This is a genomic window from Falsirhodobacter sp. alg1 (assembly GCF_000739715.2).
Lineage (GTDB): Bacteria > Pseudomonadota > Alphaproteobacteria > Rhodobacterales > Rhodobacteraceae > Falsirhodobacter.
The window spans coordinates 70,140-96,415 of sequence record NZ_BBJC02000005.1 but is presented as its reverse complement, the minus strand read 5'-3'; the positions used below and the strand labels follow the sequence as shown (position 1 = coordinate 96,415).

Annotated in this window: 24 protein-coding genes; 10 read left to right on the top strand and 14 right to left on the bottom strand. The window is 58.5% G+C overall.

Going from position 1 to position 26,276, the window contains the following annotated elements:
- Nucleotide 1 precedes the first annotated feature (1 nt).
- The gene (gene hisC / locus TR36_RS10695; protein WP_045392093.1) at nt 2–1,120 is read right to left on the bottom strand and encodes a histidinol-phosphate transaminase; all 1,119 of its coding nucleotides are present in this window, start codon (nt 1,118–1,120) and stop codon (nt 2–4) included.
- 123 nt (nt 1,121–1,243) lie between these two features.
- Here hisC and TR36_RS10690 point away from each other — a divergent pair, with 123 nt between their 5' ends.
- From TR36_RS10690 to TR36_RS10655, 8 genes are all read left to right on the top strand, one after another.
- The gene (locus TR36_RS10690) at nt 1,244–1,996 is read left to right on the top strand and encodes a glucose 1-dehydrogenase (protein ID WP_153010543.1); all 753 of its coding nucleotides are present in this window, start codon (nt 1,244–1,246) and stop codon (nt 1,994–1,996) included.
- Nucleotides 1,997–2,121: 125 nt separating this feature from the next.
- Complete coding sequence (locus tag TR36_RS10685; protein ID WP_045392095.1) at nt 2,122–3,234, top strand: ABC transporter ATP-binding protein; 1,113 nt, start codon at nt 2,122–2,124, stop codon at nt 3,232–3,234.
- Between the two features lie 32 nt (nt 3,235–3,266).
- Nucleotides 3,267–4,376 (top strand): PotD/PotF family extracellular solute-binding protein, encoded by a 1,110-nt coding sequence (locus TR36_RS10680; protein ID WP_045392699.1) that lies wholly within the window; start codon nt 3,267–3,269, stop codon nt 4,374–4,376.
- A gap of 95 nt (nt 4,377–4,471) precedes the next feature.
- Complete coding sequence (locus TR36_RS10675) at nt 4,472–5,419, top strand: ABC transporter permease (RefSeq protein WP_045392097.1); 948 nt, start codon at nt 4,472–4,474, stop codon at nt 5,417–5,419.
- A complete protein-coding gene (locus TR36_RS10670) occupies nt 5,416–6,213 on the top strand; it encodes an ABC transporter permease (protein WP_045392099.1) in 798 nt (265 codons plus the stop codon). The genes TR36_RS10675 and TR36_RS10670 overlap by 4 nt, the downstream gene beginning before the upstream one ends.
- Nucleotides 6,214–6,258: 45 nt before the next feature.
- Nucleotides 6,259–7,584, top strand: coding sequence for a histidinol dehydrogenase (gene hisD / locus TR36_RS10665; RefSeq protein ID WP_062763203.1), 1,326 nt, complete (start codon nt 6,259–6,261; stop codon nt 7,582–7,584).
- A 1-nt stretch (nt 7,585) separates the two neighbouring features.
- Nucleotides 7,586–8,878, top strand: a complete 1,293-nt coding sequence (locus TR36_RS10660) for a hypothetical protein (RefSeq protein ID WP_045392104.1) — start codon at nt 7,586–7,588, stop codon at nt 8,876–8,878.
- A 24-nt stretch (nt 8,879–8,902) separates the two neighbouring features.
- Nucleotides 8,903–10,069, top strand: coding sequence for an alpha-hydroxy acid oxidase (locus TR36_RS10655; protein ID WP_045392108.1), 1,167 nt, complete (start codon nt 8,903–8,905; stop codon nt 10,067–10,069).
- 5 nt (nt 10,070–10,074) lie between these two features.
- Here TR36_RS10655 and hydA read toward each other — a convergent pair whose 3' ends face one another.
- Genes hydA through TR36_RS10630 form a run of 5 tightly spaced genes read right to left on the bottom strand, consistent with a single transcriptional unit; the run spans nt 10,075 to nt 14,992 of the window.
- A complete protein-coding gene (gene hydA, locus TR36_RS10650) occupies nt 10,075–11,475 on the bottom strand; it encodes a dihydropyrimidinase (protein WP_045392111.1) in 1,401 nt (466 codons plus the stop codon).
- Entirely contained in the window at nt 11,475–12,716 is a 1,242-nt protein-coding gene (locus tag TR36_RS10645) for an aminotransferase class V-fold PLP-dependent enzyme (protein WP_045392114.1), read from the bottom strand. The genes hydA and TR36_RS10645 overlap by 1 nt, the downstream gene beginning before the upstream one ends.
- 11 nt (nt 12,717–12,727) lie before the next feature.
- Nucleotides 12,728–13,465, bottom strand: coding sequence for an amino acid ABC transporter ATP-binding protein (locus tag TR36_RS10640; RefSeq protein WP_045392117.1), 738 nt, complete (start codon nt 13,463–13,465; stop codon nt 12,728–12,730).
- A gap of 1 nt (nt 13,466) precedes the next feature.
- Nucleotides 13,467–14,138, bottom strand: a complete 672-nt coding sequence (locus TR36_RS10635) for an amino acid ABC transporter permease (protein WP_045392119.1) — start codon at nt 14,136–14,138, stop codon at nt 13,467–13,469.
- 59 nt (nt 14,139–14,197) lie between these two features.
- Entirely contained in the window at nt 14,198–14,992 is a 795-nt protein-coding gene (locus tag TR36_RS10630; protein WP_045392121.1) for an ABC transporter substrate-binding protein, read from the bottom strand.
- Nucleotides 14,993–15,131: 139 nt separating this feature from the next.
- Between TR36_RS10630 and TR36_RS10625 the strand changes: the two genes are divergently transcribed.
- Nucleotides 15,132–15,815, top strand: coding sequence for a FadR/GntR family transcriptional regulator (locus TR36_RS10625; protein ID WP_045392124.1), 684 nt, complete (start codon nt 15,132–15,134; stop codon nt 15,813–15,815).
- A gap of 49 nt (nt 15,816–15,864) precedes the next feature.
- Here the strand turns inward: TR36_RS10625 and TR36_RS10620 are convergent, their stop codons facing one another.
- Nucleotides 15,865–17,100 (bottom strand): M20 family metallo-hydrolase, encoded by a 1,236-nt coding sequence (locus TR36_RS10620; RefSeq protein WP_045392127.1) that lies wholly within the window; start codon nt 17,098–17,100, stop codon nt 15,865–15,867.
- A gap of 328 nt (nt 17,101–17,428) precedes the next feature.
- Between TR36_RS10620 and TR36_RS10615 the strand changes: the two genes are divergently transcribed.
- Complete coding sequence (locus TR36_RS10615; protein WP_045392130.1) at nt 17,429–18,844, top strand: amidase; 1,416 nt, start codon at nt 17,429–17,431, stop codon at nt 18,842–18,844.
- Between the two features lie 10 nt (nt 18,845–18,854).
- Here the strand turns inward: TR36_RS10615 and TR36_RS10610 are convergent, their stop codons facing one another.
- The 7 genes from TR36_RS10610 to TR36_RS10580 all read right to left on the bottom strand — a co-directional run bounded on the left by TR36_RS10610 (nt 18,855) and on the right by TR36_RS10580 (nt 26,123).
- Nucleotides 18,855–19,055, bottom strand: a complete 201-nt coding sequence (locus tag TR36_RS10610; protein ID WP_045392133.1) for a hypothetical protein — start codon at nt 19,053–19,055, stop codon at nt 18,855–18,857.
- Between the two features lie 44 nt (nt 19,056–19,099).
- Nucleotides 19,100–20,449, bottom strand: a complete 1,350-nt coding sequence (locus TR36_RS10605) for a hypothetical protein (RefSeq protein ID WP_062763201.1) — start codon at nt 20,447–20,449, stop codon at nt 19,100–19,102.
- On the bottom strand, nt 20,446–21,438 hold the full coding sequence (locus TR36_RS10600) for an ABC transporter ATP-binding protein (RefSeq protein WP_045392138.1): 993 nt from the start codon (nt 21,436–21,438) through the stop codon (nt 20,446–20,448). The genes TR36_RS10605 and TR36_RS10600 overlap by 4 nt, the downstream gene beginning before the upstream one ends.
- Nucleotides 21,435–22,541 carry an ABC transporter ATP-binding protein gene (locus tag TR36_RS10595; RefSeq protein ID WP_255357361.1) on the bottom strand — a complete coding sequence of 369 codons (1,107 nt, stop codon included), beginning with the start codon at nt 22,539–22,541 and terminating at the stop codon, nt 21,435–21,437. The genes TR36_RS10600 and TR36_RS10595 overlap by 4 nt, the downstream gene beginning before the upstream one ends.
- Nucleotides 22,542–22,552: 11 nt before the next feature.
- Nucleotides 22,553–23,473 (bottom strand): ABC transporter permease, encoded by a 921-nt coding sequence (locus TR36_RS10590; protein ID WP_045392140.1) that lies wholly within the window; start codon nt 23,471–23,473, stop codon nt 22,553–22,555.
- 17 nt (nt 23,474–23,490) lie between these two features.
- Complete coding sequence (locus tag TR36_RS10585; RefSeq protein ID WP_045392142.1) at nt 23,491–24,432, bottom strand: ABC transporter permease; 942 nt, start codon at nt 24,430–24,432, stop codon at nt 23,491–23,493.
- Nucleotides 24,433–24,518: 86 nt separating this feature from the next.
- Nucleotides 24,519–26,123 (bottom strand): ABC transporter substrate-binding protein, encoded by a 1,605-nt coding sequence (locus tag TR36_RS10580; protein ID WP_045392144.1) that lies wholly within the window; start codon nt 26,121–26,123, stop codon nt 24,519–24,521.
- Nucleotides 26,124–26,276: the final 153 nt, after the last annotated feature.

Sequence of the window (26,276 nt, the reverse complement as noted above, 5' to 3'; positions counted from 1 at the left end):
TTTATCCGATGGCAGCTTCTCTGATCCGGGCCAAGGCCATCAGAAACTGATCGTTATCCATGATCGACCCTATCGAAACGCGCAGCCAGCTCTCATACCCTTCCTGTCGCCACGGCTTCACGATCACTCCGTGATCGAGCAACCTTTCTGCAATCATGGAAGAGGGCTGGCCTGCATCGAAGAACAGAAAATTTCCACGCGAGGGTAGAACGCGCATCCCCATATCCGAAATTGCTTTTGCAACACGCGTTCGTTCGATCCTGACCAAGGCCACTGCGCGGTCCACCGCATCAGGATGGTCCAATGCAGCTTCGGCAGCAATCTGTGCCATCAGGTTCACGTTGAACGGTGTGCGTGCCAGATCGAAGCCCTGTCTGAGCTGGTCCGAATTCGTCATTGCATAGCCGATACGCAATCCTGCCAGTCCCCATGCCTTGGAGAAGGTTCTCAAAATGACCAGGGGGCGTGCATATGTCGCCAATTGCTCCTCGGCAGAGACATAGTCCGGTCCACTGGCATATTCATGATAGGCTTCATCCACGCATGTTATTGCTTCCGGATGTACTGCAGCCAGAACGCGGCGCAGATCCGCAGGTTGAAGCCAAACACCGGCAGGATTCATAGGATTGGCAAACAGGACCAGCCGAACCGGCTTCGCCACCGCGTCCAGCAGGGCAGGCAGGTCGATCATACCCTCAGCGTCCAATCCGATGCGGATGACTTCTGCACCCATCAGACGGGCGTAATCTTCGTGCAGTGGAAATGAAGGGTAAAGCGTGACCACCTTGTCCCCCGGACGAAGGACCGCTCTGGCAAGTACTGCCAGCAAATCCTCCGACCCGTTTCCCAGAACGAATTTGTCCTGTGGCCAGCCATGCTTTTCAGCAAGCCGCGCGACGAGATTACGCCCGACCGGATCCGGATAGGCCCCGATCGATCGCATCGCGTTTTCCAGTGCATCCACCACGGCCGGATCCGTGCCTGCTGGGTTTTCATTCGATCCAAGCTTGGCCACGCGGGTGACCCCTTTACGTGCCGCGACTTCGGCCAGTGTCAGACCAGCATTATAAGGTGCCAGATTTGTCAGTTCAGGACGCAGGATTGTGGGGTTCGCGGCCATATCGACAAGGCTCCTATTCTGCGGAAAACGCAATTAACAGATGCGCCCCTCGCTAAATACAATATATATACTTGTAAAGAATGCTTTGCCTTGGTGGCCAACAGGCTGATGAAAGGAAATACCATGCCAAACCTGTTTTCCTTGGCAGGCCGTCATGCACTTGTGACCGGGGCCAGCCGCGGGCTGGGGCAAGCAATGGCCGTCGGGCTGGCAGAGGCAGGGGCAGATATCACGATCACCGCTCGCACACTGAACGCCCTTGGCACAACGGCCGAAAAAATCCGTGCAACGGGCCGGTCTGTGGAATGTATCGCACTGGATCAAAGCCAAACGGACCTGATAGTGCCTGCGCTGAACGGCAAGGGACCATTCGACATTCTTGTCAATAATGCAGGGATCGAGCAGATCAGCCCCTCCGAGGATGTTACTCCCGCCCTTTGGAACCGGATCATCGATACAAACCTGCGCGGCAGCTTCTTCACCACACAGGCGGTTGCAAAGACCATGCTGACCCGAGGCAGCGGCGCAATCATCAATCTCTGCTCCCTTACTTCTTATGTCGGGGTACCAACGGCTGTACCCTACGGATCCTCCAAATCGGGGCTTTTAGGAATGACCCGCGCGCTTGCCGCAGAATGGGCGCCACGCGGATTGCGTGTGAATGCGATTGCCCCCGGCTATTTCCGGACAGAAATGACCGAAGCCTTCTATGAAGACCCGCAATGGACAAAGGCGATGCTGGATAAAATCCCTCAGCGCCGTTTCGGTAACAATGATGATGTGGTCGGCACGGTTGTTTTCCTTGCCTCAGATGCCTCTGCATATGTCACGGGCCAATGTATCGGGGTCGATGGCGGTTATCTTGCCTCGATCTAGCCGATAACATTGATTATTGCGCTGCCGAGGCTGGCCGATGGTCAGATGCTCACATATACCCGTCCGCATCCGTAGCCTGCCAGACGACAATGACGCACCACCGACCGGAGACGAACATCGTGAATATGCCCGCAGCACAGCCAGCCGATGGCGAACGCCATGCCGCCGTTCTGGTCCGGGATGTGGACATGGATTTTGGAAATGGCCCGTTGGCGGTACAAAGTGCCAGTTTTTCTCTGGAGGCTGGTCGGTTCCTGACCATTCTCGGTCCGTCAGGTTCGGGAAAAACCACATTGCTGCGGATGATCGCGGGGTTTCAAAAGCCTAGTCGGGGGCAGATACTGATAGGGGGAAAGGCCTCTGATGCCGTTGCGCCGCATAAGCGTACGATCGGCATGGTATTTCAGAAACTGGCCCTTTTTCCGCATATGACGGTGAATGAAAACGTCGCCTTTCCCCTGAAGATGCGCCGTTTCAATCCGAAGGATATTCCCGAACGTGTTGCGCGCTATCTCGATCTTGTCAGGCTTGGGGGATACGGCACGCGCAGGATCCACGAGCTGTCGGGCGGACAGCAACAGCGCGTGGCGATCGCCCGTGCGCTTGTCTTCGAACCTGACCTGTTGCTTCTGGACGAGCCCCTTGCCGCGCTGGACCGGAAACTGCGCGAGGAGATGCAGCTGGAATTTCGTCGGATACAGAAAGAGCTGGGTGTGACCACGATCAATGTGACCCATGATCAACGCGAAGCGCTGGTCGTATCTGACGAGATCATCGTGATGGACCAGGGCCGCATCCAGCAACATGCGGATCCGGTCGCGATGTACCGCAAGCCCGCCTCCCCTTTCGTCGCGAATTTCATCGGAGTTTCCAGCTTCCTGAAGGGAGAGGTCACTGAAACCGGACTATCGGTGAACGGCTTCTCCTGTGCAGGCACGTTGCCCCGGAACATGTCCCTTGGCTCTGTGGCACAAGGGGCGATCCGCGCCGAACAGATCCGCATCAGCGCCACTGCGGCCGATCTTGCTTCATGCGATACCACCCTTCAGGGCACCGTCACCGATACGATTTTCGAAGGAGAGCGTTTGCTCTATTTCGTTGCGGTGCCGGGCCTCGCAACGGCGCTGCAGATCTATCACCATGACCCGCTTGGGCATGCCCCCCATGATCGGGGAGCAGCGGTGACAATCGGATGGAATGCCCGCGATCTGCTGATATTCCCGCCCCAAAACATGTGAAAAACGGCGCGCCGTTCAACAAGGAGACGATCATGGCAAATTCCCACATCCGGCTTTCGCGTCGCGCAATGTTGTGCGGTAGTGCAACTGCCGGCGCAGCCCTTCTGATCACCGGCGCCTCCACGCGCCGCCTGATGGCACAGAACGCACCTGAAAAACCGCGCGAAATCATCGTGCGCGCATGGGGTGGATCATGGGTAGAGGCCTTGAAGGCAGGCGTCTCCGATCCCTTTACCGAAGCAACGGGCATTGCCGTTCGCCATGATCTGACCGAGGATAACGAGATCCAGCCCAAGCTGTGGGCTGCCGTCGCCCAAGGGCGGATTCCCCCGATCCATGTGAACTGGGATACGACCACGAATGCCACCAAGTCGGCGCTGCGCGGCGTGACCGAGGATCTGTCGGACGTTTCCAATCTGGCCAATACCACCGATCTGGCAAAACCGGTCGGGTTGGAAGGATATCCGATCATCAACACTTATGGTTATGTCTACGTACTGGCCTATCGCCCCGAGGCATTCCCCGACGGCCCCCCGACATCCTGGACGGCCCTGCTGGATCCGAAGTTCAAAGGCCGGATCGCACTCTACAATGACGGAATAGGATTCCACTTTCCGGCACAGGTTGCGGGTGGCGGTTCGCTGGAAGATATTCCGGACAACATGCAAGCCGCTTGGGATTTCATTGCCAAGGTCAAAGAGCAGGACCCGTTGCTGGGCGAAGACCCCGATTTCACCAACTGGTTCCAGAACGGTGAGATCGACATTGCCTGCACCATTTCGACAAATGCGCGCGAGGCCAGAAAAAACGGCCTGGAAATCGCATGGGTCGTACCAGAAGAGGGCTGCAAGTTCGACACAGACGGGCTGTGGATTCCGAAAGGTCTGCCGGAAAACGAGCTTTACTGGGCCAAGGAATACGTCAATTTCGCTCTGACCCAACAGGCACAGCAGGTCTGGCTGGACGGATTGGGGCTGCCGGGTGTCGTGCCGGGTCTTACCCCGCCCGAAGATCTGGTCGATGATCCGTCCTATCCCACCAAGCCCGAGGATTTTGCGCATCTGATCCGTATCTCCGCACAGGTACAGGTCCAGAACGAGTCCGAATGGTTCAGCAAGTTCAAAGAGATCATGCAAGGCTGACGCCCACCCATTGGCGGCGCACCTTTGCGCGCCGCCTGTTCCTCCTAAGAAAAGCCACCGCATTCCCCAACTGCGGTGTTTGAAACGGTCCCACGATGCCAGAGACGAACCCCGATTTCCGCTACCCGTTGCGCTGGCGCATCATGGATATGGCTGAGGCGATTGCAGATTTTCTTTGGCCGCGCCGCCTGTCGAAATACACCGGCTGGCTCTTCATCATGCCTGCTTTAATGCTTGTGGGAATATTGGTGCTGGGGCTGATACAGATTGCGGACGCTTCACTGCGTACGTTGGATACCGCAACCTATCTGCCATCGGATAACTGGTCACTGGACAATTTCCAGAAAGCCCTCGGTTCAAGCGTTTATTTCAAGGTCGCATGGAGATCTTTGCTAGGCGCGGCCCTGACAACGGCCATTACCCTCTGCTTTGCCTTCCCCTACGCCTATGCGATGGTACGGACGCAAAGCCCCAAGGTCCGCAAAGCCCTGCTGATTGCGCTTTTTCTTCCGTTTTTCATCGGGCAGGTGGTCCGCGCCTATGGCTGGCTGATCCTTCTGGGCAATGGCGGTATGGTAAACGACGTCCTCGGGCTGGTCGGTATCGGTCCGGTACGGCTGCTGTTCAACTATCCCGCGGTCATTTTCGGCCTGGTTCAATACATGCTGCCGTTCGCAGTGCTCATGCTGGCCCCTGCCCTGACCGCCATTCCGACGGAAACCGAAATTGCTGCCGGATCTCTGGGGGCCAACTGGCTGCAGACGCTGTGGCACGTGATCCTGCCGATGGCAAAGCCGGGATTGGTGGGTGCCGGACTGGTGGTCGGCACCCTTAGCCTGACCGATTTTGCCGTTCCGGCGATGCTGGGCGGCGGATCACAGGATTTTGTAGCAAATGCGATTTACGATCAGTTTTTCCGAACTGCCGATCAGGGGCTCGGGGCAGCACTTGCGCTATTGCTGGTGGCGGTCGGTTCACTGATCGTCGGGTTGGTGTTCATGGTGTTCGGCGCAGGAACCCTGTCGATGGGGGCGCGCAAATGATTTCACAAAGCCAGCGCATCACCATCTGGACCCTCGTCTGGATCGCGTTGCTTACCCTGTCCTTGCCCACGATTGTCGTGCTGGGGGCCAGCTTCACTTCGGGGAACATCATTGCCTTCCCCCCCGATGGGCTTTCGCTGAAGTGGTATGCCAAACTCGCCATGGCCCGCGATCTGCAACAGGCGTTCCTGCGATCCCTTGTGGTCTCCCTGATCTGTACGGCAGTTGCCTTGCCCGTGGGTACCCTGGCCGGGCTTGCCCTGTCCCGCTTTCGCCTGCGGTATGAGGGCGCTATTCAGGTTTACCTGCTACTGCCGTTCACCGTACCGCTGATCGGGTCCGGGATCGGACTTATGCTGGTATTCGGTGAATGGCGGGTTTTGGGTAGCCTATGGCCGGTGGGAGTGGCCTGCGCGGTGATCAACCTGCCGTTTATCGTCTGGTCGGTTTCCTCCTCGGCGGTGCTACTGGACCCGGATCTGGAACTGGCGGCCCAAAGCTGTGGCGCAGGCCGGGTACAGACATTCCTGCACGTGACGCTGCCGGCCGTGATGCCGGGGGTGATTACCGGCAGCTTGCTCATGTTCATCCTGGCAATGAACGAATTTCTGGTCAGCCTGCTGCTGACGGATGCGCGAACCGTTACCTTGCCCGTGCAGATCTATAATTCCATCCGCTCAATCATCACGCCCGATCTTGCGGCGGTATCGGTTGTTTTCATTCTCATCGCGCTTCTGGCGATCTGGCTGCTTGATAAGCTGGTCGGCCTCGAAGTTTTTCTGAAATCCAAATGACGACCGGACCTTTTGCGTCCAGAACTTTCCAGAAGGTATGCTGATATGGGCGACGTAAACTTCAAGATCCTCGCCGATCTTTCCATTTCTGAGCGTGCGGCCCTGATGCAGCGCTCTGAAACCGACATGTCGATGTTTCTGGAAAAGGTCCCCGCCATCCTCGAGGCCGTGCGGACCGAGGGAGACGCGGCGCTGGTGCGTTTCGGCACGGAACTTGACGGGGCAGTCGGCCTGACCGCCGATACACTGCAGGTGACCGAGGCCGAATTCGATGAGGCTTTCACCCTTGTGGACCCGGAGGTGATTGCCGCTATCAAAACCGGTATCGCCAACATTCGCTCATTTCACGAAGAGCAGCTTCCCGAACCGATGACGCTGAAAGAAATCCGCCCCGGTGCCTTCGCGGGGGACCGGTTCCTTCCCATCGAGTCGGTCGCACTCTACGTTCCCCGCGGCAAGGGCTCGTTTCCATCCGTTACGATGATGACCGGCGTTCCGGCAGTTGTTGCCGGCGTCCCGAATGTGGCCATATTCACCCCGCCCACCAAAGAGGGCAAGGTGGATGCAGCCACATTGGTTGCGGCCCGTCTGGCCGGCGTGAAAACCGTCTACAAGGCGGGGGGCGCCCAGGCTGTTGCCGCAGCCACCTTCGGCACGGATACTGTCAGGCCCTGCCACAAAATTGTGGGGCCGGGTAGCCCCTGGGTGGTGGCGGCCAAGCGTTTGTTGGCGGGTCAGATCGATCCCGGCCTTCCTGCCGGCCCTTCGGAATCGATCATCTTTGCCGATGATACCGTACACGGGGGGCTTGCAGCCCTTGATCTGCTGATCGAAGCCGAGCACGGACCGGACAGTTCGGCCTGGCTGGTCACCTCCTCGCGCCGCGTTGCCGAACAGGCCCTCGCGGCCCTGCCCGACCATTGGGCGAACATGACCGAGCAGCGGGTCGCGTTTTCAAAGGCAGTCCTCTGTGGCAAATCGGGGGGCATTCTGCTGACGGAAACGCTGGAAGAAGCCTATGCATTCATCAACGATTATGCGCCGGAGCACCTGCAGCTTCTTTCGGAAAAACCGTTCGAGCATCTGGGCATGATCACCGCCGCCGCCGAGATCCTGATGGGGCCGCATACACCTGTCTCGATCGGCAACTTCTGCCTTGGCCCGAATGCCGTTCTTCCGACATCCCGCGGCGCCCGGACGTACGGCCCGCTCTCGGTGACCGATTTCATCCGCCGCAGTTCTGTCGGGTATGTCACGGCCAAGGCCTATCCGGAACTGGCGCATGCCGCCCGGACCCTTGCCGAATACGAAGGATTTTCCAGCCACGCCAATGCGGTTGGTGAGGCCCGCCAGACATACCTCAAAGGTTGATATGACCCTGTCCCGTACCGCCGAAATACGCGCTGTTGCCCTGCAGGATCCTGCAAGGGCCGAAACGATGCTGACCGCATTCCTGAATGATCTTTTCGCAATCAGGACAGAAGGGATGAAGATCAATGCCGATCAGTATTCGCTGAATTCGCTGAACGGATTTTTCACTTGCGAACACGGCCCGTGCTTTTTCAAGTTCCATCAGGAAGAGGGCGAGGAGGAAATGCATGGTGAGCTGTACCGTGCCGACATTCTTGCGCGGGCCGGACTGCCGGTGGATCAGCCGATCCTGTCCTCGACCCTGACGGGCGATCAGGTACTTGTCTATCGTCGGCGGAATGACCCGCGATTTTCGGATGTCCTGCGAGAGCTGGATCTGGCACCGGACCCCGCAGCCATGAGCCGCGCCCTTGCCGCCGAGGCCGAACTGAATGCGAAACTGCTTCAGGTGGCGCGGGATACATTGCATACGATCCGGCCTGCCCAATCGCGAGCCGAACCGATCCACCGGTTGTTCCACGAACGGCTGGTCAATCCGACCACGGGCGCCTATCCGGCGGGGCGGCTGGCCTCTTTCTACGTGGACAAGGATTTTTCCCTGCCGGGCGTCAGCCTACCATGGAAGGATCTGGCGCATGCCACGCTGCGGCTGAATGGCCGCCAATACGCCCACACGCTAGCCGAATTGTTCGATGCGGCCCATGAACGACTTTTGCCTGAACGGCTTGCGGATGCGGGCGGCATCGTGGCCCATGGCGACGCGCATAATGCCAACGTCTGGTACGAGAGGGGGGAGGATGCCGACCATCTGGCATTCTTCGACCCCGCCTTTGCCGGCGAGGATGTTCCCGCGCTGCTGGCCGAGGTGAAATCGACCTTCCACAACACGCTCGCTCATCCGCTATGGCTATATGACAGCCCTATGGTGCCGGACAGGTGGCACGTCACAGCGGATTATACCGATGGCGTACTTTCATTAACGACCGATTGGCATATCGGCACGCTGCGGGAAAAGCTTCTGGACGTAAAAGCCTCCAGCTATTGGCGGCCATGGCTGCAAACTCTGCAGGATCACGAACTGCTGCCCGCGGATTGGGAGCGTGTCATCCGGCTTGCGCTATTCCTGTGCCCGACACTGGTGATGAATCTTCGTGCCGGGGCCGAAGGGGGGCGGCATAACCCGCAAAGCGCCGGTATCGGGCTGATCCAAGCTGTGACCTGCGGGTCTGTGCCGGTCGATGGTCAGGATCATATGACCCGGTTTTTCGACAGTATTCGCCCCACCCGGCCCTAACCTCGCGCGCGACAGGATCGGCACATGCCTCAAGACCGCCACTATATCAACTGCAACGACTTCCAGCGGGCCGCGCGTCGCCGGCTGCCGAAGATTTTTGCCGATTACATAGATGGTGGCGCATTTTCCGAAACCACGCTGGCACGCAACCGAACGGATTTCGACCGTTACGCCCTTCGCCAACGGGTGTTGCGCAATCTGGTCGAGGCGGATCTGTCAACGACGTATCTGGGCAGGATCCAAGCGCTGCCGTTCTTTCCCGGCCCGGTCGGATTCATGGGGCTGTATCGTCGCGATGGTGACCAGCTTGTAGGACTCTCGGCACGCAGGCATGGCGTTCCGTTCGGCCTGTCTACCTTTTCGATAAAGGGGGTTTCCTCACTTGCGCCGCAGCTTGGGGAAACACTGGCGTTCCAGTTGTATCTGGACAGGGACCCTGAGGTAAATGCCGGCTATCTGGAAGCTTGCCGACATGCGGGGGTGGAAACCATTTTCCTGACCGTGGATACCGCCATCACTTCGGTACGGGAACGTGATGTCAGAAACCAGTTCCGCAGCGTATCGCATATAACCCCCGCCCTCGCGCTGCAGTTCATGCGCCGACCACGGTGGTCGATCGATCTGCTGCGGAATGGCATGCCGGGGGTGGAACTGGTGAATGACCGGCCCGAATTTGGCCGCGGTGCACTTGCACAGGCTGCAAATCTGTCCGCCCGGCTGGACAAGGATCTGACATGGGACAAGGTGAAGGCGTTACGAGACCTTTGGCCGGGCCGCCTGGTCATAAAGGGCATTTCGGATCCGCGTGATGCCGCGATCGCCCGAAGCAGCGGCGCTGATGGGATCATCATCTCGAACCACGGTGGGCGGCAACTGGATCATGGCTGTTCCACGATCTCGCTTGTCCGACCGATCAGGGAGGCGCTAGGCCCCGATATGGAGCTGATGGTGGACAGCGGTTTCAGACGGGGCACAGATATCATCAAGGCGGTTGCGCTTGGTGCCGATGCCGTTCTGATGGGACGCCCGTTTGCATGGGCCGTGGCGGCCGAAGGGGCGTGGGGAGTGGACCGCCTGTTCACCCTGCTGGCGGACGAGATACGCATCACACTGCAGTTGATGGGCATGTCATCATTGGCAGAGCTGAAGGCGGCCCCTGTGCAGGATGTTCTGCGACATTTACCGGACTGAAGGCGTTATTCCGGGGAAAAGGCCTCACTCGTTCCACGTACCAGATGCCCGCCTGTCGGCGTGCCGACCACCTTGCCATCCACGGCAATCGTCTGCCCGCGCAGGATCGTCCGAACTGGCCAGCCGGTAATATCCATGCCTTCGTAAGGTGTGTAATCGCAGCCGTGGTTCAACGCCGTCTGACGGATCGGCCGTGTAAGGGTCGGATCCCATAGCGTCAGGTCGGCATCAGCCCCAATCGCGATACTGCCTTTCTGGGGATAGAGGCCATAAAGCCGCGCTGGATTGGTCGAGGTCAGCGCCACAAAGCGTTGCAGGCTGATCCGCCCTTTCGACACACCTTCGGAAAACAGGATCGGCAGGCGCGTCTCGACCCCCGGAATGCCGTTTGGCACCCATTTGAACGATGTTCGCGCACGCGGGGTATCCTTGCCCGTACCATCGATCCGAAACGGGCAGTGATCGGAGGAAAAGATGTCGAAGGTACCATCCCGCAGGCCCTGCCAGATTGCCGCCTGGCTATCGGCATCGCGGGGAGGCGGAGAACAGACGTATTTTGCCCCTTCGAAATCCATATTCAGGCCGCGCAGATCGTCAGCCGTCAGCGCGATATATTGCGAGCAGGTTTCTGCGTGAACCTTCAGGCCCCGCGCCCGTGCCCATTGGATCTGCTCCATCGGGTCCCGGCCGGATACATGGACAATGACGATCGGCACATCGATCAACTGGGCATGGCTAATTGCGCGATGCGTCGCCTCTCGTTCAGCAATCTGGGCGTGGGCCTGACCGTGATAGAACGGGGCAGTCCGGCCCATATCCTCCAGCCGCCGCGTCAGATGCTTGATGGCATCGTGCCCCTCGGCATGGACCATCACGAGGGCACGTTCGCGGCGGGCCACCTCGAACACATCCAGCAATTCGGCGTCATTCAGCACCAAATCGTCATAGGTCATGAAAACCTTGAACGAGGTATAGCCGTCCTGAACCAGTGCAGGCAGCTCCTGCCCCAGAACCTGGGGCGTCGGGTCCGTCACGATCAGGTGGAATGAGACATCGGTATGGCAGTTTCCATCCGCCTTGCGGTGGTAATCCTCCACGCAGCTTCGCAGGGACTGGCCCTTGATCTGCAGGGCGAAGGGCAGCACCGTCGTATTGCCGCCCGCCGCAGCCGAGCGGGTTCCACTGGCAAAACCATCGGCCATCACGGTCCCGTCCGATGTCGGTTGATCCAGATGCACATGGGCATCAATGCCGCCCGGCAGAACCAGAAGGCCGGTCGCGTCAATCCGCTCGGCCCCTTCCAGCCCCTGCCCGATCTGCACGATGCAGCCATCCCTGATACCGATATCGGCGGCATAACTATCAGATGCGGTGACGACGGTTCCACCGGTAATGACCAGATCCATCACGCGGCGTCCTTCGATACGATATCAGCCAGAGCCGCCGTCAGACGGTCCACCTGCTCCACCGTGTTATAATGCACCATGGACACACGTAGGACGCCATCATCGTGATCTTCGGCCAACCCTTCGATCAGCCGACGGGAGTGGAAATCCCCGAAGCGCATCGCAATGCCGTATCCATCCATAGCCTGTGCAATTTTTCCCGAATTGATACCGTCGAAGCGAAAGCAGATCGTGGGAACGCGCCTGCTGTCCATATTCGTATCCGTACCGATCACGCGACAATCATTGCGTGCCGCGATCCATTTCAGAAGGCGATCGGTCAGCCGGTCTTCCTGTGCGGTAATCAGATCGAAAGCGGCCTTGGTCAAGGCGCGGTCATCGCCCGTTACCCCGTGATGCCGCGCCAGCCCGGTCAGATATTCCAGAATCCCGTCAGCGGCATAGGCCATTTCATAGCTTGGATTGCCCGGCTCCAGCTTGCCCGGTACTTTGTCCTTGCCGTAGAAATAGTGGTACAGGCCGTCCAGCTCTGCCAGCAGGTCATATTTGCCGTACATCACCGCCCCATGCGGCCCATATGCTTTGTACAGACTGAAGACATAGTAATCCACATCCCATGCCTGAACGTCGATCAACCGGTGCGGGGCATAGGCAACGGCATCCACACAGATCAGGGCACCCCGGTCATGAATGAAACGCGCGAAGTCACCCACAGGATGCACCTGGCCCAAAATATTTGAGACATGGGTAACGCAAACCAGCCGCGTGCGGTCGGTCATCAGCGGTTCCAGATCAGAGAGCTGCAGATCCATTGTTTCGGCATTCAGCGGCCATACCTTGATCGTCACCCCGAATTCCGCCAAGCGCGTCCACGGACCGATATTGCTTTCATGATCCGCCATGGTCACGATGACCTCATCGCCCTCGGAAAACTGGCTGCGCATGGCCTGCATCAGATTGCCCATCAGCACGGTAGTAGAGGCCCCGAACACGATTTCCTCTGCCCGGGCGGCGTTAACCAATGTGGCAGCGGCCTGACGCCCCTTGAGCAATGCCTCGGCAGCGGATTGCGACACTGCATAGCTTCCGCCGATCTGCACGTTCCGATGCGTCAGGAACTCCGTCATGCGGTCTAGGGCAGGTTTGGCAATCTGCGCACCACCCGCATTGTCGAAAAACACCCAATCGTCGGTCAGGCCGGGAAATTGGGATTGCACATAGGTCATGTCCAATTGTGTCATCACGTCTCTTTTCAATGATTCAGCACAGCGCCAAGGAAATTGCGCGTGCGTGGTTCTTGCGGGTTCGACAGAACCTGGGCGGGCGGACCCTGTTCGATGATCTGTCCGGCATCCATGAATATGACCCGATCCGCGACCTGCGAGGCAAAGCCCATTTCATGCGTCACAACGATCATGGTCACGCCGGTGCGCGCCAGATCGCGCATGACGTCCAGCACTTCACCCACCATTTCAGGATCAAGCGCGCTGGTCGGCTCGTCGAACAGCATTACCTGCGGTTCCATCGCCAAGGCCCGGGCAATGGCCACACGCTGCTGCTGCCCCCCGGACAGGTGCTCTGGGTATTTATCGGCCTGACTTGCGATGCCTACACGCTCCAGCAAGCGGTCCGCCTGTCTGGCGGCATCGGCGCGGGATGTGCCCCGCACCCTGCGCGGTGCAATCATGATGTTTTCCCGCACAGTCAGATGCGGAAAAAGGTTGAAGGACTGGAAAACCATTCCCACCTCTGCCCGCACCTTGGCCAATGCGCGCCCCGAGGTGACGGCCGTACCGTCCACACGGATTTCACTGCCAGCGGAAAACGGCTCCAGCCGATTGATACAGCGGATCAGAGTAGATTTTCCGGATCCTGACGGGCCGATGATGCAGACCACCTCACCCTTGGCGACATCCAGATCAATACCCTTCAGAACCTCAAACGTCCCGAATGACTTACGAAGATTCCTGATACTGACGAATGCGGTCATCCTAGCGTCTCCTTGCGGCAAAACGCCGTTCCATGCGCGACACACCTGCCACCAATGGCCACAGGAACGCGATATAGATGATCGCGGCCACGATCAGCGGTGTGGGATTGGCGGAAAGGGCCTGTGCTTGTGTCGCCTGTTTCAGCAGGTCCGGCATGGCAACCACCGACGCCAGCGCCGTATCCTTGACTACATTGATCGAATTGTTGGTCAACGGCGGAATGACGATGCGTACCGCTTGTGGCAGGATGATATCAGCCATCATGCGCAGGGGGTTGAGGCCCAAGGCGGCAGAGGCCTCGAATTGGCCCTTTGGAATTGCCTCGATCCCCGCGCGGAATATCTCGGCCGTATAGGCGCCAGACACGAGGGTCAGCGCCCCCATTGCCGAAGCGAAGGGTGACAGCCGCAGCCCCAGAAACGGCAATGCGTAATAGACGATGATCAACAGCACCAGCAACGGGATGGAGCGGAAGATATCGATATAGAGGCGCGTCAGAAACCGGAGCGGGGCCACCCCGTACAATCGCGCCATCGCCAGCAGCAGCCCCAGGATTAACCCCGCCACGATACTTGCTGCACCAAGCTGCAGCGTGATCCACAAACCGCGTATCAGCATCGGGAAGGTTCGCTGCATCACCTCCACATTCAGAAATGTGTCGAAAATATCCATGAATATTCCTTGCCGGCATCCGGCAGGGCCTGCGCACCCGCAGGCCCTCTGGTTAACACTCAGTCCAGCGATGGTATCGGCAGGATCGTGACAGTCGATGACCCTTCATCGGGGGCCGTCCCGAACCATTTCTCGTGCAGCTCCGCCAGGACGCCCTCGGCTTTCAGATCATCCAGTACGGCGTTCACTTCGGTTGCAAGCTCCGCATCCTTGGCGAACATCATCGAATATTTCTCACCGGTCGGAATGCGCGCAACGACCGCCAGATTGGGCTTGTCCTTCACATAATACTGCAGGGCCGGGATGTCGGAAATGTATCCGTCGATCCGCCCCGCAGTCAGATCCAGCATCGCGGGGGACAGGCCTTCATAGCGGCGGATGTCGGCAAAGCCATAGGTTTCCTGCTGGGCGGTGGCCCACATATCGCCGGTGGATCCGGTATCGACGCCCACAACCTTGCCCTTCATATCCTCCAACGAGGTCGCCCCCCCGGCAAGGGCCGTCAGCGACTGATCGCTATCATAATAGGGTTGGGCGAATGTCACCGATTCCAGCCGTTCGTCAGTGATGGTGATCGAAGATGTGGCAATATCGATCCGGCCCGACTGAACGGCGGAAAACAATCCGTTGAACGGAATATTCACCGTCTCCACCTCAGCCCCGAGGCGTTCGGCCACAGCTGCGACAAGATCGATTTCAAATCCGACAAAATCGCCGGTTTCATTCTGAAATTCCCACGGCACGTTGCCGATATTGGCGCCGACCGTCAATTTTTCCTGCGCCATCGCTGCCATGGCAGAACCGGCCAGCAGCATAAGTGCAACAGATGATATACGCATCCCGTTCTTGAACATGATACTCCCCGTTTTTTATAATTCTGGCTTGACCGGACTTACCGGTCCGACCAGCATGAAGCCATGGGTCGTTTCATTTTGCAACACCCGTATTTATAAGACGCGCTTATCAAGGCGCTTATGCGGTTCAGGGGGAATGATGTCGGATAAGGGACCGGTGACGCAGGTCATCGCACGACGGTTGCAGGAGATGATCCGCTCTGGCGAACTGAAAGCCGGTCAGAAATTGCCATCACAGCGGATATTGTCAGAATCGCTGAACGTCTCGCGACCTTCCTTGCGGGAAGCATTGCTGACATTGGAAACGCTGGGGCTGATCCAGACCCTGCCCGCCCGTGGAACATTCGTTCTGGACCCGAGCAGCCGGCCGCAGCCGACCGCGTGGCGCTATGATGATGACCATACGCTGGCTGATGTGTTCCACACCCGCATCCTGATCGAGGGAGAGATGTGCCGCTTGGCGGCCGGGGCAATGACTGCCGATATGTTGCAGAAGATGCAGGATGTTGCTGCGGTGTTTGAGAATGCCTGGCATAGCGGCGATCTGGTCGCACATGTGGAGGCGGATCTGGCCTTCCACCAAGCGATCGCCGACGCCTGTCCGAACCGCATGCTGGCCAATGTTTATCGTAACATGCGCCATCTGCTGAGTGAGACGCAGCGTCAGCCAATCCCGAACACGGCGCCAGAACGGATGCGCCAGTCCATTGCAGAACACCGCGACATTCTGGATGCCCTGATGCGAAACGATCCCGATGCCGCCCGTGACCGGATGCAGGTCCATGTGCGGAATACGGCGCGTTGTGCCGGCATCATCCCCTAGGGTTTAGCCTCCTCAACCTCTGGAAACCATGCGGGGGGCTGCGACGGGCCTATGGGGCCGACACGGGGTCGGACATACGCCGGTCATAATCCAATACGGCCTCCAACAGAACCTGTGCGCCATTCGCGCATTCGGCGGGGGCAGTGTATTCAGCGGGATTATGGCTCAGCCCGTTCGTACTCGGCACGAAGATCATGGTCGTTGGCACATGCCCGGCCAGATGCTGGGCGTCATGCCCGGCCCCCGATACGATATCGCGGGCAGACATGTTCAACCGCGACACCGCATGGCGAACCGAGGTGATGCACTCCGTATCGAACTCCACAGCATCAGTACGGGAAATCGGGGTGATCTTGGCCGTTACCCCAAGGGATGCGACAGTCTCCTGCAAGCTGGCCTCCATCCGGTCCAGTACGGCATCTTTCGGATGGCGCAGATCGACATTCAGCCGCACGACTCCGGGAATGACATTTGTGGAATTGGGCAGAACCTCCATGAAACCCACGCTGCCGACGGCATCTTCTTCGGCCAGCGCCATGGCCTGCACAGCAACCACCAGATGCGAGGCTGCCACCAGCGCGTCCTGCCGCATGCCCATCGGTGTAGAACCTGTGTGCGCGCTGTTACCTGTCAGAACGACTTCGTACCACCGGCAGCCCTGAACCCCTTGCACGATACCGATACTGGCGCCCTCGGCCTCAAGGATTGGCCCCTGTTCGATATGCAACTCAAACATCGCCCCCAGTTCGACCGACCCTGCGGGCCTATCACCACGATAGCCGATAGCCTCCAGCGCATCGCCGAATGTTTCACCGCCTTCATCCTGACGCGCATCGGCATAGCTGCGTTCATGCACCCCGCAATAAACGCCCGACCCGAGCATCGACGGATTGAACCGCGACCCTTCTTCATTCGTCCAGTTTACAAGCATCAGCGGTGCCTCGGTCACATAGCCCGCATCTTCCAGAACGCGGATCACTTCCAATCCCGCCAGAACGCCCAGAATACCGTCGAACCGCCCGCCTGTCGGCTGGGTATCCAGATGGCTGCCCATTGCAATAGGGGGCAGATCGGAGCGACCCTTGCGCAGGGCAAACATATTGCCCACCTCGTCCACTGCCATTTCGAGACCAAGCGCGTTGCACTGCCCCGAAAACCAGTCACGGACCGCCTTATCCTCCGGCCCTAATGTCAGACGACACACGCCGCCATCCTTTGCGCCAAATTCTGCAGTGACCATCAGGTCATCCCAAAGGCGGTTTTCATTGACGATCAGATTTGACATGCGGGCTCCGCTTTCTTTTTTGACAGCTTGGCCATGGTTCCGGATATGCGCGTGCGCTGCCAGAAGAAGCTGGAAACAATCGCCCGACAGGTACGAACCAATTTCGGCTTGCTGGATTTGACTGCATATCTGCACTGTCACTGGGCAGTGTGAAAACAGGGGGCGCGTCCAACAAGCGCCGCGATCATGGGCGTCCACCCTTCATTCGGGTCGTAATTCTGGGCAACAGGCATGAAACGCCAGATTGTGAGAACGAATTACCGCTCAATGGTACGAACCTGTCTGAAGCGCGTCATAGAACGGTAACCGGGATATAACGGAGAGCCGAATGACACTCGGAACACCAGATATTTTGGAAATTGCCCGGCAAATCCGAAACGGTGAAGCAACAGCCGAAGAGGTAACGGCGCTTTATCTTGGCCGCATCGCCACGACGGGGCGTGATTTGCGATGCATCGCTGCGGTGAACCCCAATAGGGCTTTGGCCGAAGCGCGGGCTGCCGATGCGGCCCTTGCGGCAGGTCAGACCCTAGGGGCATTGCACGGGGTTCCTATAGGATTGAAAGACATTTGTGATCTTGAAGGGTATGTTACCGGAAACGGCTCTCACCTGTCCGACGGAGACGCACCCGCCATGGCCGATTGCGTTGTGGCGCAGAAACTGAAGGCCGCAGGTGCAATCATCATCGCAAAAACAGAAACCCACGAATTCGCAATCGGCGGCCCGGATCCGAGCCTTCCACATGGGCCCGCGCTCAATCCCTGGAATACCGCCAATTATCCCGGTGGTTCATCTTCGGGATCGGGCGCGGCGGTAGCGGCGGGGGTGGTACCTGCAGCCATCGGCACGGATACAGGCGGATCGATCCGTATTCCGGCGGGATATTGCGGGCTGGTGGGCATGAAACCGACCTATGGTCGCGTGTCACGTCGCGGTATTTCCCCGCTTGCGTATTCGCTGGATCATGCCGGCCCGATGACCTGGACAGTTGCCGATAATATCGCGATGCTTCAGGCCATTGCGGGCCATGATCCTCTCGATCCCGCCTCCGCGCAGGTAGACGTTCCGGATTTTTCAGCCGACAGTCCCGCAGACGTCAAAGGAATGCGCATCGGTATCCTGAATTGTTGGCACGACGAGATTTCGGCACGCATGACACCCGATGCCCGCGAAGCCTGCAATCTGGCAACGGCACATCTGGCCGAACATGGCGCTATCATCGAGGATTGTGTCCTTAGCCCTTTGGCAGATTATCTGGCAGTAAACCGTATCATTCTGCTATCCGAAGCCTATACCCTGCACGAAGCGGATTTCCGTACGCGGCCCGAAATCTTCGGCCCCTTCATGCGCGAAAGGCTGGCCGTCGGTGCCCTGTTCACGGCTGCCGACTATGTTCAGGCCCTGAGGCGCCGTAGCGAACTGGTCGCAGAGATTGCAAGGGCGTTCGACACGTTTGATCTGCTGATTTGCGTGTCCGGTGCCTCTGATGCGCCGACTGTGGCCGATCTGAGGCCGCGTACCATGCTGGAGGGAATGAATACCACCTCGCAATTCAACACGACCGGAAACCCGGTGCTGTCGATGCCGCTGGGGCTGAACGCAGCGGGCCTGCCACGGTCGGTCCAGATTGTCGCCGCCCCCTTTGCCGAGGCGACGGCCTATCGGGCCGGGCGCATTCTGGAGTCTCTGTCACGGCGGGATGTGCGGCCTGATCTGACCGAACTTGTCGCGAGCGGTACCTGATGATGGCGTATTATTTCGATCCCTCGGGCAACAGTAGCGCGAAGATATGGGCAGGCTCTGCTGCCCTACCACGAGGGGTGCGGACACGCTCCGCCATTTCCGCAACGTAGGGCCAGGCCCGGTGCAGCGCCTCACGCAGGGATGCGTCAGGTGACAGCCCCGCACGAGCAATCAGCGCATCAATCTCGTCAGCATTCAGTTCGGTCGGCATGACCAGTCCTTTTTTGGGGTACGAAATTATCCAGTGGAAACGGCTCAGGTCAGCCCGCAAAGATGCAGCACAGCAAATATCAGGGAGACAAGCGCACCCAGGATGATCGTAAAGCGCAGATTATCGCCGAACATGATCTGCCGCAGCGACGTGTCGAAATCGCGGCACACCACCGAAACGGTAAGCGACGACATGGACAGCATGGCCCCGCAGCACCAGCCGAACAGAATCAGCAGAAATATCGGCAACGGACCCAGTGCGCCATTCAGTGCCGCCGTAACAGCGATAACCATTGCACCGATGACCGAGCTATGCATCCCCACAAGTGCCGCCGATATGCAGATGGCTACAACGATCGCGAAAATCATCGGCACCGGCAGCACTGCCAGCCCCAAACCGGCCAGTACTGCTTGAAAGTGCGGGTTTGCCGCCATGACGGCCCCCATGGAAATAGAGCAGGAGAACAACAGCAACTCGTTACCCATGCCGCCCAATTCCTTGCGCAGCGGTGGTATCAAGCTGGGCAGACCCCGCGGATCACGCAGGATAAAAATCAAGGCCGTTAAAATGGGGGTGGTGATGATGATCACACTCATTGCGGACAATCCGGTGATCTTGTTCAGCCCTGCCAGCACCACTGCCGCAGCAATGACCGGCACGGTCATCGGGCGGACGGCCCTGAAAACCGGCCCTATCCGGAACGGATTACCCCATCCGATCGAGATCACCATTCCCAGCATCGCAATAACCAGACCGCATCCGATACCCTGCCAAAGCGGCACCTGTGGGAAATGGTTTGCCGCAAACCCCATGCCTACGGTGAAGGGGGTCCACAGGATTGCCAGGCTGACGCCGCGGATTGCGACCAGCCCGCTTTGCTGACGCTCTGCAGGGGCCTCGACCCGTTCCAAAGGGGCAGAGAGCGCGGCGAACGCACCAAGCGTCATGACGGATCCTACTGCATGGGCCGCGACCAAGGTCGCATGATCCCGTTCTTTATCCGGCAGGGCGATCAGGCTGTCGCCCACCCTTTGCAACAGATCGGTACGATTGATCAGGCTCCGGATCAGCGCAAGCGCCGGAAAAAATCCGGCGAACAGCAGTGCCGTATCCAATCCGTCATACACGGCGGAAAGGGGAGATCCGGCAACCAGACCAGCCGCACAGATCAGCAGGCAGATCATGGAGATACGCCGTGTCATCAGCCGGCATCGGGACCACGAGAGTGCCAGATACAAACCAAGAAGCACCATGGCCCCCATTCGCACTTCCATAAGGGGGACAAGCGCATTCTGGATGCTTTGTATCCACAGGATCAGCCCTATGGCCACAATTGCCGTCCCTATTCCCGCATTCAAATCGGGGCGGGCGCAGAAGGCGCGCAGATCGATCATATCTGAGATGGCTCGGGGTTATAACACCGGGCCATATGCGTTTTGCCGAAAACCGTCATCTCCGGCATTTTTTCGGTACAGGCCGCAACAGACCTGCCGCAGCGGGGTGCAAAGGCGCATCCCGTTGGAAGATGAGCCAGATTTGGCGGTGCACCCGGAATGGTCTCGATATGATCACCGCGCTGCTGGCCGTGGATCGTTGCCGCAAGGAGGCCCCGGGTGTAAGGATGGCGCGGGGTAAGAATTGCCGCCCTTGTCGGTGCAAGCTCGGCAAAACGCCCTGCATACATCACGCCGATCCTGTCTGCCACTTCGGCCGCGACGCCGATATCATGAGTTACGAAAACGACGGACATTCCCATTTCACGCTGCAATTCGCGCAACAGCAAAAGGATCTGGATCTGGACTGTCACATCCAGCGCGGTGGTCGGTTCATCGGCCAACAGCACCTTTGGCCGACAGGCAAGGGCCAAGGCGATCATCACACGTTGGCGCATTCCGCCAGACATCTCATGCGGGTAGTTCGTCAGCCGTGATTTGGCCGAGGGGATGGCGACCAGCTCGAAAAGCTCCAGAGCGCGGGCCTGGGCGTCCTGCTCGGACACACCATCATGCCGACGGATGGTTTCGGTGATCTGCCGACCCACGGTAAATACGGGATCGAATGAGGTCATGGGTTCCTGAAAGATCATCGACACATCGCGCCCGCGTATGTTTCGCAGGGTTTTCTTGTCCATTGCCAGAAGGTCCTGCCCGGCCAGCCGCACATGGCCCGTGACGTGGGTCCGGCGAGGGAACAGCCCCATCAATGATCGCAGCATGACCGATTTGCCCGAACCGGATTCGCCCAGAATGCCCAGAACCTCCCCCTTGGCCAGGCTGAAATCCACACCGTTGACCACGCTCACCCTGTCCTTGGGCCTACCGAAGGCCACGTGCAGATTGCTGACCTCCAGAATGCCGGGCTCGGCGATGATGTCATGTTTCATTGCGTAACCTCTGCAATGCGGGCGTTTGTGCCGACGCGGCTGTGGCCGGATGCCTCGTTTTCCATATGGCAGGAAACGGCATGAGCGGACGAGCCGGGCAATGTGACAGCGGCAGGATCATGCATCTCGCAGCAGGTTTCTGCAAAGGGGCATCGCGTGCGGAACCGGCAGCCTGATGGCGGATTGATCGGGTTGGGCGGATCGCCGTATATCGGCGCCGCCATTGTACGACGGTCAGGATCAAGGCTGGGAATAGAGGCCAGAAGCGCCTGGGTGTATGGATGGCGCGGATTGTCCCATATCTCGTCCACGCTGCCGGTCTCCACGATCCGGCCCAGATACATCACTGCGATCCTGTCGGAGATGTAGCGCACGACGTTCAGATCATGGCTGACGAAGACATAGGTCAGATCCATCTCTTCCTGCAGGCGGATCAGCAACTGAAGGACCTGCGCCTCTACCGATTTGTCCAACGCGGACACGGCCTCATCCAATATCACGACGCGCGGGTTTACGGCCAGCGCCCGCGCGATATTGACACGCTGCCGTTGCCCCCCCGAGAGTTCGTGCGGATAACGTCTTGCGAACATCGCGGCCGACAGCCCCACCTGATCCAACAGGGCACGGGCAGCCGCAATTGCATCGGACCGGGATGATCCGTTCATCATGGGGGCAAAGGCGATCGTCTCTTCGATCGGCATGCGCGGGTTCAAGGAGGAAAAGCTGTCCTGAAACACCATCTGCATCTGGCGACGCAAACGGCGCGTGGTCAATCCGACCTTGTCATCCACCAGATCCCCATCAAAGATCATTTCACCCGTATCGGGTTCGACAAGGCGCATCATCAGACGTGACAGGGTCGATTTTCCACAGCCCGATTCTCCCACAACGCCAAGGATTTCGCCCTTCATTACCGTCAGCGACACACCGTCGACAGCCTGTACATGCCCGACCGTACGGTTCATCACGCCCTTCCGAATGGGAAAATGCCGCTTGATGTCCTTCAATATCAGCATCGGCTGGCCCGGTCCGCCACGATCCCGCGCATCGGCAAGAATACGTTGCATCCGGTCTGCCCCGGTCGTCGGAACCTGGCCAATCATGATAATCCCCTTCAGACTTTGAGCCGGACATCCATCGCGCTGCGAAGCCCGTCGGAAATGAGGTTGAAGCACATGGATGTCGCAAAAATCAGCACACCCGGCAAAGCGGCGAGCACTGGATCGATGTAGATCATCTGGCGCAGGCTGTTCAGCATCAGCCCCCATTCGGCCGCGGGTGCCGAAACGCCAAGCCCGAGAAACGAAAGCCCCGCCGCCAGAATGATCGACAGTGATACAAGTGACGTCGTGTAGACCAGAATTGGAGCCAATACGTTCGGCAGAACCTGATAGCGCATAAGCGCGAACGACCCTGCCCCTGACGCCCGGGCCGCCTCGACGAAATCGAGGTTCCGGACCTGTGTCGTGACCGACTCGGAAATACGGACGATCGGTGGAATGAACACCAGCGTCAGTGACAGCAGTGTATTGAACAGCCCCGTCCCCAGCATACCGCAGATCGCAATGGCCAACAGGATGGAGGGAAAGGCGTAGAATACATCCGTTACACGCATGATGACGGTATTGACCAGGCCCCCGAAAAAGCCTGCCGTGATCCCCAGCGATCCGCCGATCAACAAGGCGATGGAGACAGGTACCACGCCCGCGATCAGGGATAGCCGCCCCCCGAACAGAAGGCGTGAAAGCATGTCCCGCCCGGTTTCATCTGTACCAAGCAGATGGCCCTCAAAACCGACCGGCTTCATCCGCGTCATGATATTACCGACATATGGATCATAAGGCGCAAGCACGGGTGCAAGAATGGCGGACAGGATGATAACCAGCAGGATCGCTGCGGAAATCAGGGTCACCGGATCCCGCAGGATGCGTTTGCGCACCATGGCCCAATATCCCGGAGACTCCTGAACCTTCAGATCGCGATAGCTTGAAACACTTGGGAATTCGGAACCGGTATCCTTGGCGTAGCTGGTCATGGCTGTCTCTTTGGCTGTCAGCGGCGGATGCGCGGGTCGATCAGCGCCTGTGCGATATCGACAATGAGGTTCAGCAGCACGAAAAATGCGGCAAGAACGATAATTGTGGCCTGCATAACGGGAATGTCGCGCCGGAAAATCGCGAGGTTCAGCAGATTTCCGGACCCCGGCCAGTTGAACACCGTTTCCACCAGGATAGAGCCACCAAGCAGGTATCCGAATTGCAGCCCCATCACGGCAAGTGTCGCGGGGGCCGCGTTCTTCATCACATGCAGCAGTACGCTCCTGTCCCATAGCCCCTTGGCATGAAGCGTATTCACGAACTCTTGGCTCATGACCTCCAGCACGGCAGCGCGGACAACCCGCGCGACAACACCCATCGGAATGAGCGATAGGGTGATGACAGGCAGTATCATGGATTTGAAACCAGCAAGCGTGGTCGGAACGCCGGTGAATTGCATGCCTTGCGCCGGAAGCCAGTTCAGGTTCACCGAAAAGATCACCACCATGACAATTGCGAACCAGTAATGCGGCAAACTTACACCGGTGATTGCGATAGCCGAAAGCAACTTGTCCAGCGGACCACCCTGCGACAGCGCCGCCGACACACCCAGCAGAATACCAAGACCGAAACCTGTGAATGCCGCCGGAATGGCAAGAACGAACGTATTGCCCAAAGCGTCGAACAGCTCATCCGCAACAGGCGCTCCGTTGAAGATGGAATAGCCCAGATTGCCATGAAGCAACTGCCACAGCCAAAGCAGATACTGCTGCCATGCAGGCTTGTCGAAGCCATATGCCTCTTTCATCTGCTCGATCAATTGCGGCGAGGCATCGGGCGGCAGCAGCAGATCCAACGGGCTTCCGGGGATCATCTGGACCATCAGGAACACCATGACCGACACGCCGAACAGGATCGGGATGGCCTGCAGCAACCGCCTGAGAATGAATGATAACATAGAAGCGTCCCTTATCTTCCAGAAGCACCTGGTGGGGGATCGGGGGCGGGCACACCCCCGAGCGGATCAGGATGTACGGTGCCCGATCACTCCTCGATGTACACGCTGGTCAGATCCTGAAACCAGGATTGGGCCGAGACGAAGCCTTTGACATGCTCGCTCATCGCGCGGGGGTTCAGGTCATGGACGATGAACAGCCAAGGTGCCTGGTCCACAATCTTGGCATGCAGCTCGGCCGTCAGCTCTGCCTGCTTTTCCGCATCGAAGGTTGTTTCGATCTGATCCAGAAGGGCATCGGTTTCTGGTGTACCGAAGGCACCCCAGTTCTGCGACACAGGTGAAGCGTTCTTGGAATGGAAGTATTTGGCAAGGTAGCTGATATCAGATGACGCGAACGAAATGTTCAGGGCATCGGCATCCATTGTGGGCGCGGTCCCGGGCGGATTACGCAGTGCAACAAGCAGGCTGCCCCATTCCGTCATTTCAAGATCGATATCGAAGCCGCTTTCGGCCATGGTCTGCTGCAGATATTCGTTCATCTGGACCGGCAGCATCTGACCCGACCCTGATGTGGATGTCAGGATCTTGGCATGGACAGGGTTATCAGGGCCATATCCGGCCTCGGCCAGCAGAGCCCGTGCTTTTTCAGGATCGTAGGTGTAGTCATTTTCAGGCGATCCGAACAGCGGGCTGTCCACATCGAAGAAGCCCTTCGCAGGGGCGGCAGTGCCGTTCATCAATGCCACGATACCTTCACGATTAACCGCGTAGTTTGCCGCTTGGCGAACCCGTACATCGGCAAACGGAGATCCTTCGGTCGTATCGAACTCCCACGGCCAGACGTGCGGATAGGTATTGGTCACCACGTTGAATCCTGCACCTTCCAGTCCGGGGATCGCATCCGGGGGCGGCACCTCTATCCAGTCTACCTGCCCGGACCGCAACGCAGCAAGACGCGTCGTAGGCTCCGGCATGGGGAACAGCTGGATATGATCCAGCTTGGCAATACGGTCAGGGTTCCAGTAATCATCATTACGGGACAGTTCCACCGAAACACGAGGGGTAACATTCGTCACCTTGAACGGTCCCGTACCGGATGGGGCCTTGCCGTATTCATTCCAATCCGAATTGGCGGTCTCAAAGGCCGCAGGGCTCGCAATCAGCATATAGGACATGATGTAGGGGAAATAGGACGCCGGATATTTCGTCGTGATCGCGACGGTCATGTCATCGATCTTTTCCCAGCTATCCAGAATGGGGTTGCGCCCGCGCACGATTGCGGATCCTGCCTGATCGAATTGCGGGCTGGTTTCATCAAAGAAACGCTCAAGGTTCCAGACCACGGCATCTGCATCAAAGGCGGAACCATCGTGAAATTCGACATCGGGTCGAAGATGGAAAATCCACCGTTTCGTGTCCTCGGGGTCGATTTCCCAGCTTTCAGCCAAGCCCGGCCGGATATCTGCCGGTTTGTCCGCACTGCTCAGATCCCAATCGACCAGCGGCTCGAAGACCGGATAGCCCAGAAAGCGCATCCCCTCGAACCCGTTGTTCGGCATGCCGGTCGTTACCGGTACATCCGAAGAGGTCATGGCGATCCGCAATGTACCACCATCGGCCAGAGCGGTGCCTGCCGAAAGCATCGTTCCGATCAACAGCGCCGCAATTTTCCCTGTCACACTTTTTTTCATCGAGGTTGTCCCCACCATGTGTTGTACGGACAACGAAGACAGACCGGATCGAACATGCAAAGGTTCGGACCATCAAAAAGACAGGTCCGAACCTTTTGCCGATTTTTTGCGCTTATATAAGCCGGTCCGCCTGATAAAACGGCGTGATTGTGG

Bases quoted from the DNA above. Each gene is read 5' to 3' on its own strand.
- TR36_RS10670 (WP_045392099.1), top strand. From the start codon at position 5,416: ATGATTTCACAAAGCCAGCGCATCACCATCTGGACCCTCGTCTGGATC.
- TR36_RS10680 (WP_045392699.1), top strand. From the start codon at position 3,267: ATGGCAAATTCCCACATCCGGCTTTCGCGTCGCGCAATGTTGTGCGGT.
- TR36_RS10685 (WP_045392095.1), top strand. From the start codon at position 2,122: ATGCCCGCAGCACAGCCAGCCGATGGCGAACGCCATGCCGCCGTTCTG.
- TR36_RS10640 (WP_045392117.1), bottom strand. From the start codon at position 13,465: ATGACCGCATTCGTCAGTATCAGGAATCTTCGTAAGTCATTCGGGACG.
- TR36_RS10690 (WP_153010543.1), top strand. From the start codon at position 1,244: ATGCCAAACCTGTTTTCCTTGGCAGGCCGTCATGCACTTGTGACCGGG.
- hydA (WP_045392111.1), bottom strand. From the start codon at position 11,475: ATGGATCTGGTCATTACCGGTGGAACCGTCGTCACCGCATCTGATAGT.
- TR36_RS10595 (WP_255357361.1), bottom strand. From the start codon at position 22,541: ATGATTGGCCAGGTTCCGACGACCGGGGCAGACCGGATGCAACGTATT.
- TR36_RS10660 (WP_045392104.1), top strand. From the start codon at position 7,586: ATGACCCTGTCCCGTACCGCCGAAATACGCGCTGTTGCCCTGCAGGAT.
- TR36_RS10615 (WP_045392130.1), top strand. From the start codon at position 17,429: ATGACACTCGGAACACCAGATATTTTGGAAATTGCCCGGCAAATCCGA.
- TR36_RS10585 (WP_045392142.1), bottom strand. From the start codon at position 24,432: ATGTTATCATTCATTCTCAGGCGGTTGCTGCAGGCCATCCCGATCCTG.
- TR36_RS10600 (WP_045392138.1), bottom strand. From the start codon at position 21,438: ATGAAACATGACATCATCGCCGAGCCCGGCATTCTGGAGGTCAGCAAT.
- TR36_RS10620 (WP_045392127.1), bottom strand. From the start codon at position 17,100: ATGTCAAATCTGATCGTCAATGAAAACCGCCTTTGGGATGACCTGATG.
- TR36_RS10590 (WP_045392140.1), bottom strand. From the start codon at position 23,473: ATGACCAGCTACGCCAAGGATACCGGTTCCGAATTCCCAAGTGTTTCA.
- TR36_RS10580 (WP_045392144.1), bottom strand. From the start codon at position 26,123: ATGAAAAAAAGTGTGACAGGGAAAATTGCGGCGCTGTTGATCGGAACG.
- TR36_RS10610 (WP_045392133.1), bottom strand. From the start codon at position 19,055: ATGCCGACCGAACTGAATGCTGACGAGATTGATGCGCTGATTGCTCGT.
- TR36_RS10630 (WP_045392121.1), bottom strand. From the start codon at position 14,992: ATGTTCAAGAACGGGATGCGTATATCATCTGTTGCACTTATGCTGCTG.
- TR36_RS10625 (WP_045392124.1), top strand. From the start codon at position 15,132: ATGTCGGATAAGGGACCGGTGACGCAGGTCATCGCACGACGGTTGCAG.
- TR36_RS10605 (WP_062763201.1), bottom strand. From the start codon at position 20,449: ATGATCGATCTGCGCGCCTTCTGCGCCCGCCCCGATTTGAATGCGGGA.
- TR36_RS10645 (WP_045392114.1), bottom strand. From the start codon at position 12,716: ATGACACAATTGGACATGACCTATGTGCAATCCCAATTTCCCGGCCTG.
- TR36_RS10675 (WP_045392097.1), top strand. From the start codon at position 4,472: ATGCCAGAGACGAACCCCGATTTCCGCTACCCGTTGCGCTGGCGCATC.
- TR36_RS10655 (WP_045392108.1), top strand. From the start codon at position 8,903: ATGCCTCAAGACCGCCACTATATCAACTGCAACGACTTCCAGCGGGCC.
- hisD (WP_062763203.1), top strand. From the start codon at position 6,259: ATGGGCGACGTAAACTTCAAGATCCTCGCCGATCTTTCCATTTCTGAG.
- hisC (WP_045392093.1), bottom strand. From the start codon at position 1,120: ATGGCCGCGAACCCCACAATCCTGCGTCCTGAACTGACAAATCTGGCA.
- TR36_RS10635 (WP_045392119.1), bottom strand. From the start codon at position 14,138: ATGGATATTTTCGACACATTTCTGAATGTGGAGGTGATGCAGCGAACC.